The organism is Pseudorhodoplanes sp., assembly GCF_035565855.1.
Classification (GTDB): domain Bacteria; phylum Pseudomonadota; class Alphaproteobacteria; order Rhizobiales; family Xanthobacteraceae; genus Pseudorhodoplanes.
The window spans coordinates 1-10,085 of record NZ_DATMRX010000232.1; the positions used below are offsets into that span (position 1 = coordinate 1).

Here is a 10,085-nt window from a genome sequence, read left to right on the forward strand (position 1 = left end):
CGCGCTGATCGCGGCGCTGATCCTCGGTATCGCCGAGACGGCAGTCGCCGGACTGATCGATCCCGGCCTGACGCTCGCCGCGACCTATGCGCTGTTCACCTTTGTGCTGCTGTTCCGGCCGCAGGGCATTTTCGGCAGGCAGCAGGCATGACGAGGCTTTCCTCCGGCGAGGTGCTGACCGGCATTCTCGGTGCGGCGACCTTGGGCGTCCTGGCGCTGCTGCCGCTCGCCGATCAGGGCTATTACCTCTCGCTTGCGATCAACATGGTGCTGTTTGCGGCGCTCTGCACCGCATGGACGCTGTTCTCGGGTCCGACCCATTATGTGTCGCTGGCGACGGCGGCGTTCTACGGTCTCGGCACCTATACGGTGGGGCTGGGGCTCGATTACCTGCCGTTCCCGGTGCTGGTCGCGATGGGCGGCGTGGTCGCGGCGATTCTCGCCGGGCTCGTTGGCGCGGCGACGCTGCGGATCTCCGGCGTTTATTTCGTGATCTTCACCTTCGGCCTTGCCGAACTGGTCCGGCAGATCGTGTCCTATACGCAGGTGAAGCTGTCGAGCCGCATGGGCCTCTATGTCTTCACCGACTTCACCGAGAGGGACATCTACTGGATGCTGCTCGGGCTGACCGCGGTCGTCTTCATCACCGGCTGGTTGATCAACCGCTCGCGGCTCGGCTTTGCGATGCAGATCATCGGCAACGACGAGACCGTGGCGAAGCATTCCGGCATCGACACGGCGAAGCTGAAAATTATTTTGTTCATGATTTCCGGCGCCTTCATCGGCATTGCGGGCGCGATCATTGCGCCGCGCTACAGCTATGTGGAGCCGCCGGGCGCCTTCAGTCCGATGATCTCCTTCCTCGTCGTGATTATGGCGCTGCTCGGCGGCACCCGTAAATTGTGGGGGCCTCTGGTCGGGGTGATACCGTTCACGATCGTCATGGACATCGTGTCGGTGCGTTTCCCGAACGATACCTCGATCGTCATGGGCCTCGCCTTCCTGGTCATCGTCTATCTGCTGCCGGACGGCATCACAGGGCGTCTCGAGCAGTTCTGGGCCTATCTGAAGAAGCCGCGCGCTGCGCCCGAAGCCGCGCCTGTGGAAGAGCGGGCATGACCGCCGTCGCCCTCAGCGTCAACGGTGCGCGCAAGGCCTTCGGCGGCCTTGTCGCGGTGAACGATGTCAGCTTCGAGGTGCGCGAAGGCGAATTGTTCGGCCTGATCGGCCCGAACGGGTCCGGCAAGACCACGATGCTCAACCTGATCTCGGGCGCGCTTCGACCCGATGCCGGCGAGATCGTGCTGTCGGGCACCCGCATCTCCGGCATGCCGGCGCACAAGATCGCGCGGCAGGGCGTCGCGCGGACTTTCCAGCTCGTGCGCATGCTGCCGGCGATGGATGCCGAGCACAATGTGATCGCGGGCGCGGTCTTCGGCCATCGCCGGCTGTGGGGCGCACAGGCCCGCGAGGCCGCGCATGAATTGCTGGCGCTGGTTGGTCTGCGCGGCCGCGAGCATGTGCCGGTCGCGGCGATGACCTATATCGACCAGAAGCGCGTCGAGCTCGCCCGGGCGCTCGCCTCCGATCCGCGGGTGCTGCTGCTCGACGAATGGCTCGCCGGGCTCAATCCGAGCGAACTCAACATCGGCATCGAGCTGATCGCGAAGCTGAGCGAACAGGGCCGCACCATCATCATGGTCGAGCATGTGATGGACGCGATCCGCTCGCTGTGCGGCCGTTGCGTCGTGATGAATTCCGGTCGCAAGATCAAGGAGGGCGACGTCGAGGACGTGCTCGCCGATCCCGAGGTGGTCGAAGCCTATCTCGGAGACGACGACGATGCTTGAGGTGAAAAATCTCAGCGTCCGTTACGGCCGCCACCAGGCGCTCGACCATGTGTCTGCGACGGTGGCGAAGGGCGAGGTCTGCGTCATTCTCGGCGCCAATGGTGCGGGCAAATCCAGCCTGCTCAAGGCGATCGCCGGCACGGTGCGCGTCGAGCCCGGCTCCGAAATCGTGATGAACGGCAAGCCGATCACCGGCATGAAGGCGCATCTGATCGTGGAGGAGGGGATCGCGCTCGTTCCGGAAGGGCGCGGCATTTTCGGCGAGCTGACCGTTGCCGAGAATCTCGAACTCGGCGCCTTCCCCAATCGCGCCCGCGCCCGCGAGCGCGCGACACTCGATCAGATTTTTACGCTGTTCCCCCGTCTCGCCGAGCGGCGTTCGCAGATCGCGCGCACGATGTCGGGCGGCGAGCAGCAGATGGTGGCGATCGGCCGCGCGCTGATGTCCCAGCCGGACATCCTGATGCTGGACGAGCCGTCGCTCGGGTTGTCGCCGGTTCTGACCAAGGAGCTGTTTCGCTCGCTGGCGAAGATCGCGGAGACCGGCGTCGGTATCCTCCTTGTCGAGCAGAATGCGCGGCAGAGTCTCAAGATCGCCGATCGCGGCTATCTGATCGAGGTCGGCCGCATCACCGGCGAGGGTTCGGCGCAAAGTCTGATGACTGACCCCGCGGTGGTGAATGCCTATCTCGGCGGCGCGCGGCGCGGCGCAGCGGTGGTTGCGCCTCAGGTAAGATTGCCGGCGTCGTTCCCGCTGCCGCTCAATCTCGCTGCGGTCGGCCGAATGATCGGAAGTCTGGCGCTTCGCGCCGATGCGATCCGCACCGCATTCGTCAAGGCGCTGCGGCAGTCGGCACCGCTCCCGAGTGCATTTGTCGGGCGCTACGATCCGAAAAAGGCGGGCGATCCGTGGGCGGAGATTCCTTCGATAACATCCTCCGTGCCAGCCGGGGGACGCACCCATGTCGCCGACGATGGCAAGCGCCTGGCCGATCATGCCGCCGAACTCGCCAAGGCGGCGTCGCTGCGCCATGCGCGGCATATTCGGGAGTTGCGTGCCGCGCGCGAGAACCCGTCTGCCTTTGCAGGCCGCTACGATCCCGCCTCGGCGCTGATCGAAGACGATCCGCTCGAACCCGCGACGCTGGCGCGCGCGGCATCCGATCGCTTCGCAGAGCATATCCGTCAGCGGCGGTTGAATGCGCCGGTGCCGAGTGCCTTCGCGCGCAAGGGTGAAACGCAAATGCAAGACGAAACCGACAAGCGCGATGCGTTGATCGGACATAACAGCCGCGCCGCCGGTATCGATCCGCAGGCGCCGGATGCTGTTACCCCGCCACCGGCGCACATCGACGTCGATGCCTTGGTGGCGCGGGCCTCGCAGGTTCAGGCGCAGCATCTCGCGGCGCGCCGCAAGCGCCTCACCATGGTCAAGCTGCGTCCCGGCGACCTGCCGGGCGAAAGCGGACCGGATACCAAATAGCCGCAGCAAGGCGTAACATCGGGGCCAACGCCCAGAGGCAATCGCTCAAGGGAGACAAGACATGGCACGCGTATTCGAAGGCCAGTTCATCGGCGGCCGTTCGTCCACCCGCCGGATGTTCAGGGACCTCAATCCCGCCGATGGATCGGTCTGGGCGGAAGTGCCGGATTGCGGCCGGGCCGAAGCCGCCGCAGCCATCGAAGCGGCGCAAGCCGCGTTCGCCGAATGGTCGGCTTTGCCCTTCACCAAGCGCGCGCACTATCTCGAAAAGGCCGCCGAGATTTTCGAGAAGCGCAAGATGGAGATCGTCGAGGCGCTGCAGGCCGAGGGCGGCGGCTGGTTCGGCAAGGGCATGTTCGAGACTGGCTATACGGTCGAGGTCTTCCGCGCCGCCGCGGCGTCCGTGTGGCAGCCGACCGGCGAGGTGCTGCCGTCAGAATACGGCAAAGTGTCGATGGCGGTGCGCCGGCCGATGGGTGTCGTCTCAGTCATCAGCCCGTGGAATTTCCCGTGCATCCTGTCGTCGCGCGGCTTTGCCTTCCCCTTAGCGGCCGGCAACACCATCGTGCTCAAGCCGTCGGAAGAGACCCCCTATTGCGGCGGCTTGCTGTTTGCCGAAGTCTTTGAAGAGGCCGGTCTGCCGAAAGGGGTGTTCAACGTCGTGACCTGCTCGCGCGACAATGTGCAGGAGGTCGGCGACGAATTGATCGAGCATCCTTACGTGAAGGGCGTCTCGTTCACCGGATCGACCGCGGTCGGCCGCCAGGTCGCCGCGAAGGCCGGCGCGCACCTGAAGAAATGCTGCGTCGAACTCGGCGGCAAGGATTCGCTGATCGTATGCGATGACGCCGACATGGAGCGCGCGACGCAGGCCGCCAATTTCGGCTCGTTCATGCATCAGGGCCAGATTTGCATGTCGGTCGAGAAGGTGCTGGTGCACGAAAAGATCTACGACGACTTCCTGAAGAAGTTCGTGGAGCGCGCGAAGAAGCTCAAGGTCGGCGATCCGACCAAGAGCAAGGAGCACATCATCGGCCCGCTGATCAACGACAAGCAGGTCGGCAAGGTGCGGGAGCAGCTCGAAGACGCGATCGCCAAGGGCGCCAAGGTGGCGCTCGGCGGTAAGGTCGAGGGCCGTTTCGTCGAGCCGACCATCCTGACCGGCGTCACCCCCGACATGAAGCTTTATCAGGACGAGACCTTCGGTCCGGTCGTGCCGGTGATCCCGTTCCGCACCGACGAGGAGGCGATCCAGATCGCCAACGACACCGAATACGGATTGTCGGCGGGCGTCATGACGCGGGACGAGGCGCGGGGCCTTGCTATCGTCAACAAGCTCGAGACCGGCAATTGCCACATCAATTGCTCCTCGGTGAACGACGAGCCGCATGTGCCGTTCGGCGGCTTCAAGGCGTCGGGCGTCGGCAAGCATGGCGGGCGCTGGTCGCTCGAGACCTTCACCGAAACGCGCTGGATCACACTCGATCGGGGTGGGCGGCCCTTCCCGCCGATGTTCTAAAGGCCGCACGATTTCCGAACTCCGCTCATTCCGGCGCAAGCGGGAATCCACTACTTGAGTCCCCGCTTTCGCGGGGACGAGCGGAGTGTTAGGCGAGCCTTTCTTGCGTCATGCCCACCTTCGCGGCGCATGACAGAACCAGAGTCCGACGGAGGATGTTCGTGCTGAGTGTGGCGATTGGCAATTATCCGCATACGCGGCTCCTGAAGGAGCGCCTTGCGTCATCGCCACATTTCAATTTCGTCGAGGTCTCGCCGATCACCAAGGCGTTCGCGCAGATGGTGCGGCAGGGCACCTACGACATTTCCGAGATGGCGCTGGTGACGTTCCTGCAGGCGAAAGCCTACGGCAAGCCGCTGGTGCTGATCCCGGCCGCGGTCGCCGCGCGCTCTCAGGAAATCAGCCTGATCAAGCTCAGGAGCAACACCCACATCAAGGGCCCGGCCGATCTGAAAGGCAAGCGCATCGGCGTGCGCGCCTACAGCCAGACCACTGGCGCATGGCTGCGGGGGATCCTCAGCGAAAATTTCGGCGTGACGCCGCAATCGGTGCACTGGACGACGTTCGAGGATCCGCATGTCGCCGAATATTCCGATCCGCCCTTTGCGACGCGCGCCAAGCCCGGCTCTGCGCTGCTCGACATGCTGCGCGCGGGCGAACTCGATGCGGTGATCGTCGGCAACGATAAGCCGACCGACCCCGATCTCGCCGATGTCTATCCCGATGCCGAAGAAGCCGGCCGCGAATTTGCCAGCAAACACGGTTTCGTACCGGTCAACCACGTCATTGTCGCAAAGCAGACGGTGGTCGATGCGCAGCGCGACGCGCTGATGCGCTTTTGGGATGCGGTGCGAGCGGCCTGGAAGGACACGCCCTCCGCCAAGGCGCTTCCGATCGGCCGCAAGGCGATCGAGCCGAGCGTTGCGCTCGCGCTCAAATATATTTCCGAGCAGAGCATGCTGCCCCGACCGTTGACCGAGGCGGATGTCTGGGCCGGACTTCCCGACAGGTTCTGATGCGGCCGCTTATCGGCTGCCGCCGATTCACGCCGGTTCGAGCAGCTTCGGATAGGTCGAGGGCTTGAAGAAGCTCGCACCCGGCACATAAACGCGCTCGGGCGAGAGGTCCGGCCCCTCGTCGCCTTCGATGCTGCCCTCGAAGGTGAGCTCGAGCTGCACGCCGCTCGGGTCGTACACGAACAGCTGCCAGAGCGTCGTGCCCGGCACTTCGAATTCGCGCCAGTCGAGACCGGCTTTCCTGAAGCGCTCCTTGTAGGAGGCAAAGCCCGAACACGACAGCGAGACATGGTCAATTGCGGCGGTGCCATAGGGCGCCTTGCCTTCCGGGCCGAGTGCGGGACCGCCGGCGTAGATATGGATGATGGGGAGGCCGCCTGGCTGCGGACAGGCGAGCCATGCGCCCGGATAGCCGAAATCGGGCCGGTGAATCTCCTTCAGGCCGATGATCTTCGTCCAGAAATGCACGGTCGCATGCAGATCCGCGGTCTTGATCGCGAGATGGAAGAGCCCGTGACAGGTCGCAAGCGGGAGCTGGGTCATCAGTGCCTCCAAGGGTCCAGCGCGATTATAGGCGTGATTGCAGCGACCGCGAAGGCATCATCGGCTGCTCAGTTTGTGGGCTCCACCACGTAAACGCGACAGATTCGGCCCGCTGCGGCAGCTCCGGTCACGGAGCACCGGCCCCAAACGGCATGTTGCAATACGTGGCACGAGGCTTGCTGAACCGTCCAAGGTTCAACGCGATTGCGCATGGCAGACGCCAGCGAGGCGGACCGCCGGCGAAAAGGGGATTGCGATCATGCTCACCAAATTTGCGCGCCGCATCGTGCTTGCCGGCGCGCTTGCCGCCGCCACCATCATGCCGGCCGCTGCGCAGACGCTCACGCCGATCCGTTTCACGCTCGACTTCAAGCATCAAGGCATTCACGCCTGGTATTATGTCGCGCTGGAAAAGGGCTACTTCAAAGACGAGGGGCTGGACGTCAAGATCGATCAGGGCGAGGGATCGGCGGCAACCATCACCCGCATCATGTCGGGGGCTTATGACGCCGGCTTCGGCGATATCAATGCGATCATCCAGCAGGCAGCGAACAAGCCTGGCGAAGCGCCGGTGATGGTCTATCAGATCTACAATCGGCCACCCTTTGTGCTGGTCACCAAGGCGAGCAGCCCGATCAAGACCATCAAGGACATTGAGGGCAAGAAGCTCGGCGGCCCGGCGGGCAGCGCCACCTTGCGGCTTCTGCCTAGTCTGGCCAAGGCCAACAAGCTCGATATTTCCAAGATCGAAATCCTGAACATGGCGCCCAATCTGCAAGAGCAGATGCTGATCCAGGATCAGGTACAGGGTTCGCTGGTGTTCAACGTCACGAGCTACATGAACCTGATCCAGCAGAAGCAGGACCCCGACAAGGATTATCGGTGGTTCAATTACGGCGATCTCGGCCTTGATCTGTATTCGAACGGCGTCATGGTCTCGCAGAAATTGCTGAAGGAGAATCCGAAGGCCGTTGCCGGTCTCGTTCGCGCGATCAACAAGGCCTTGAAGGAGGTGATCGCCGATCCAGATATGGGCGTGAAGACACTTGTGAAGATCGAGCCGTTGATCAATGCGGATGTCGAGAAAAGGCGGATCGCCTACGCGCTCGGCAACCTGATGAATGGTGCGGAGTTCACCGAGCTGGGCGTCGGCGACCTGACCGACGACAAGCTGACAAGGTCGATTGATGTGGTCGCGGAGGCCTATGAGCTGAAGGCCAAGCCGAAGGCGTCGGAGGTGTTCAACCGCTCGTTCCTGCCGGCGAAATCCGAGCGCATGTTCGCGCCCAAACCGAATTGAAGGCGGATTTCCGTCGCCAATCAAGCGTTTGACCACCGCCGGGCACCATGAAAACCCTGATCCGGGGCGGCCGCGTTTATGACCGGGCGGGCGACATCCATCGCCCGCCTTTGCGCGATGTCATCGTCGTAGAAGACCGGATCCTCCGCGTCGTAGAACCGAGCACAGAGGGCGCGAGCGATATTGCTCGGGCGGCGAGCATTGGTGTGCCGGATGCGCGCGTGATCGACGCGACCGGCAAGCTCGTCATCCCCGGTCTCGTCAACGCGCATTACCATTCCTACGATGTCCTCTCCAAAGGCCGCTTCGAGGACATGGCCTTCGACGTCTGGGCGTTGCATTCGCAGCCGGCCTATTGGGGCAAGCGCAGCAAGGCGGAGCTCCGCGCCCGCACGGTCCTCGGCGCGCTGGAGGCGTTGCGGCACGGCATCACCACGATCCAGGACATGAATTCGCTGGTGCCGCAGGACGAGGAGACGCTGGACACCATCCTCGCCGCCTATGACGAAGTCGGCATCCGCGTGGTGTTCTCCATCGCGGTGCGCGATCTGGCAGCGCTCGATATCGAACCGTTTCTGCCGCCCGGCATTCCGCCGGACGTTGTCGCCCTGATCCACGGCAAGCCGGGCGACGCGAAAGCCGATCTCGCTTTCATCCGCGCTCAACTCTCGCGCCGCAATCCGTTGCCGCCGCGTTTGACCTGGGCAATCGGCCCGTCGGGGCCGCAGCGCTGCTCGACCGAATTGCTCGAAGGGCTCGCCGAAATTTCCGCCGATTTCGATCTGCCGGTGCTGACCCACACCTACGAGACGCGCGCGCAGCTCGCCAAGGCGCGAAAGGTCTATGGCCGCTTCGGCGGCTCCTATGTGCGCTATCTGCGCGAGATCGGTCTGCTTACGCACCGCACGACGCTCGCGCATGGTGTCTATCTGAGCCGGCCGGAGATCGACGAACTCGCCGAGGCCGGTGCCGGTGTCGTGCACAACCCGCTCGCTAATCTCAAGCTGAAGAACGGCACCGCGCCGTTGATCGATTTCAAGCGGGCAGGGATCAATCTCGCGCTCGGCTGCGACAATTGCAGTTGCAGCGACTGCCAGAACCTGTTCCAGGCGATGAAGATGTATGCCCTGCTGGCGCAGGGCATGGATGGCGAGCCGTCGGGCGTTTTCGCCTGCGATGCGATCGATGCCGCGACCATCGGTGGCGCGCGGGCGGTCGGGCTGTCCGGCCAGGTCGGCGAAGTGAAGGCAGGGATGAAGGCCGATCTCGCGCTGATCGACCTATCTGATTATGCCTACCAGCCGTTCAACTCCGCGGCCCGGCAGATGGTCTATAGCGAGACCGGCCGCGGCGTCGACACCGTCATGGTCGATGGCGAGATCGTCATGTCCGGCGGCAAGCCGACGAAACTCGACTTCGACAATTTCCGCGGCGAACTCACCGAGATCATGGCCAAGGTGGACGCGGATTACGAAAGCATCGCGCAGCGGAGCGCGCCGGCGGTGCCATATCTGCTGGAAGCTGCGCGCAATGTGAACCGCGCGCCGCTTGGCCTCAACCGCTACGCAGGCGGCGGCTTAAGCGATCCTGACCGTACCGCATCATAAGAGTGGCATGCACGCTGTGCGCATCAATGGCGTCAAAGGTGATCTGGCGCCGGTATCATCGCGCCGTCGTTCCTCTTGAACGAGACCATGTGAACGAGACCTTGGCGAGCGACCGCCCGAGGCTCCGGTGCCTGCCGCCGGCATGCCGTATTTCGGAAATTAACATTTCGCACCCATAATTCGGTTCACGCCCTCTGCCCGCACGATCACAGCACGAGGTCACCCATGCCGATGCGTATTCTGACCCGCGCCATTCTGGTGACGGCTATTTCGGCTGTGATATCGACCGCGTCGCAGGCCCAAACGGTTTTCGATCCTTTCGGACTTTTCAGACGAGGCGCACCTGTCGAAAGGCAGGACATGTATGGCGGCCCCTATGGCGGCTCTCCTGTGACGCGCGGCGCGGTTTCCTATCCGAGCGGCGAGCGCCCCGGCACCATCATCATCAGTACCCGTCAGCGTCGGCTTTACTACATTCTCGGCAACGGGCAGGCGATCGCCTATGGTATCGGCGTCGGACGCGACGGCTTTGCCTGGAGCGGTGTGAAGACCGTATCGGCCAAGCGCGAATGGCCGAGCTGGACGCCGCCCAAGGAAATGCTGCGCCGCCGCCCCGACCTGCCGCGCTACATGCCCGGCGGCCCTGACAATCCGCTCGGTGCGCGCGCCCTGTATCTCGGCTCGACGCTTTATCGCATCCACGGCTCGAACGAGCCTCACACGATCGGCCAGGCCGTGTCGTCGGGATGTTTTCGCATGACCAATGC

At 63.7% G+C, this 10,085-nt stretch carries 8 protein-coding genes and 2 pseudogenes; 9 read left to right on the forward strand and 1 reads right to left on the reverse strand.

Annotated features, from left to right (window positions below):
- From VN004_RS12960 to VN004_RS12985, 6 genes and pseudogenes are all read left to right on the forward strand, one after another.
- Positions 1–151: pseudogene (locus tag VN004_RS12960) on the forward strand (branched-chain amino acid ABC transporter permease); the annotation flags it as partial.
- The gene (locus tag VN004_RS12965; RefSeq protein ID WP_325610618.1) at positions 148–1,119 is read left to right on the forward strand and encodes a branched-chain amino acid ABC transporter permease; all 972 of its coding nucleotides are present in this window, start codon (positions 148–150) and stop codon (positions 1,117–1,119) included. The pseudogene VN004_RS12960 and the gene VN004_RS12965, both read left to right, overlap by 4 nt.
- Entirely contained in the window at positions 1,116–1,850 is a 735-nt protein-coding gene (locus VN004_RS12970) for an ABC transporter ATP-binding protein (protein WP_325610620.1), read from the forward strand. Before VN004_RS12965 ends, VN004_RS12970 begins: the two co-directional genes overlap by 4 nt.
- Positions 1,843–2,565, forward strand: a pseudogene (locus VN004_RS12975) (ABC transporter ATP-binding protein); the annotation flags it as partial. The gene VN004_RS12970 and the pseudogene VN004_RS12975, both read left to right, overlap by 8 nt.
- 829 nt (positions 2,566–3,394) lie before the next feature.
- A complete protein-coding gene (locus VN004_RS12980; protein WP_325610623.1) occupies positions 3,395–4,852 on the forward strand; it encodes an aldehyde dehydrogenase family protein in 1,458 nt (485 codons plus the stop codon).
- Between the two features lie 161 nt (positions 4,853–5,013).
- Positions 5,014–5,868, forward strand: coding sequence for an ABC transporter substrate-binding protein (locus tag VN004_RS12985; protein ID WP_325610626.1), 855 nt, complete (start codon positions 5,014–5,016; stop codon positions 5,866–5,868).
- Positions 5,869–5,895: 27 nt separating this feature from the next.
- Here the strand turns inward: VN004_RS12985 and VN004_RS12990 are convergent, their stop codons facing one another.
- On the reverse strand, positions 5,896–6,411 hold the full coding sequence (locus VN004_RS12990) for a VOC family protein (protein ID WP_325610627.1): 516 nt from the start codon (positions 6,409–6,411) through the stop codon (positions 5,896–5,898).
- A gap of 259 nt (positions 6,412–6,670) precedes the next feature.
- Here VN004_RS12990 and VN004_RS12995 point away from each other — a divergent pair, with 259 nt between their 5' ends.
- The 3 genes from VN004_RS12995 to VN004_RS13005 all read left to right on the forward strand — a co-directional run.
- Entirely contained in the window at positions 6,671–7,711 is a 1,041-nt protein-coding gene (locus tag VN004_RS12995; protein WP_325610630.1) for an ABC transporter substrate-binding protein, read from the forward strand.
- A 47-nt stretch (positions 7,712–7,758) separates the two neighbouring features.
- On the forward strand, positions 7,759–9,318 hold the full coding sequence (locus tag VN004_RS13000) for an amidohydrolase family protein (RefSeq protein ID WP_325610632.1): 1,560 nt from the start codon (positions 7,759–7,761) through the stop codon (positions 9,316–9,318).
- Between the two features lie 231 nt (positions 9,319–9,549).
- Positions 9,550–10,085 (forward strand): L,D-transpeptidase (locus tag VN004_RS13005; RefSeq protein WP_414710295.1); only part of this gene is annotated, 536 nt, incomplete at its 3' end.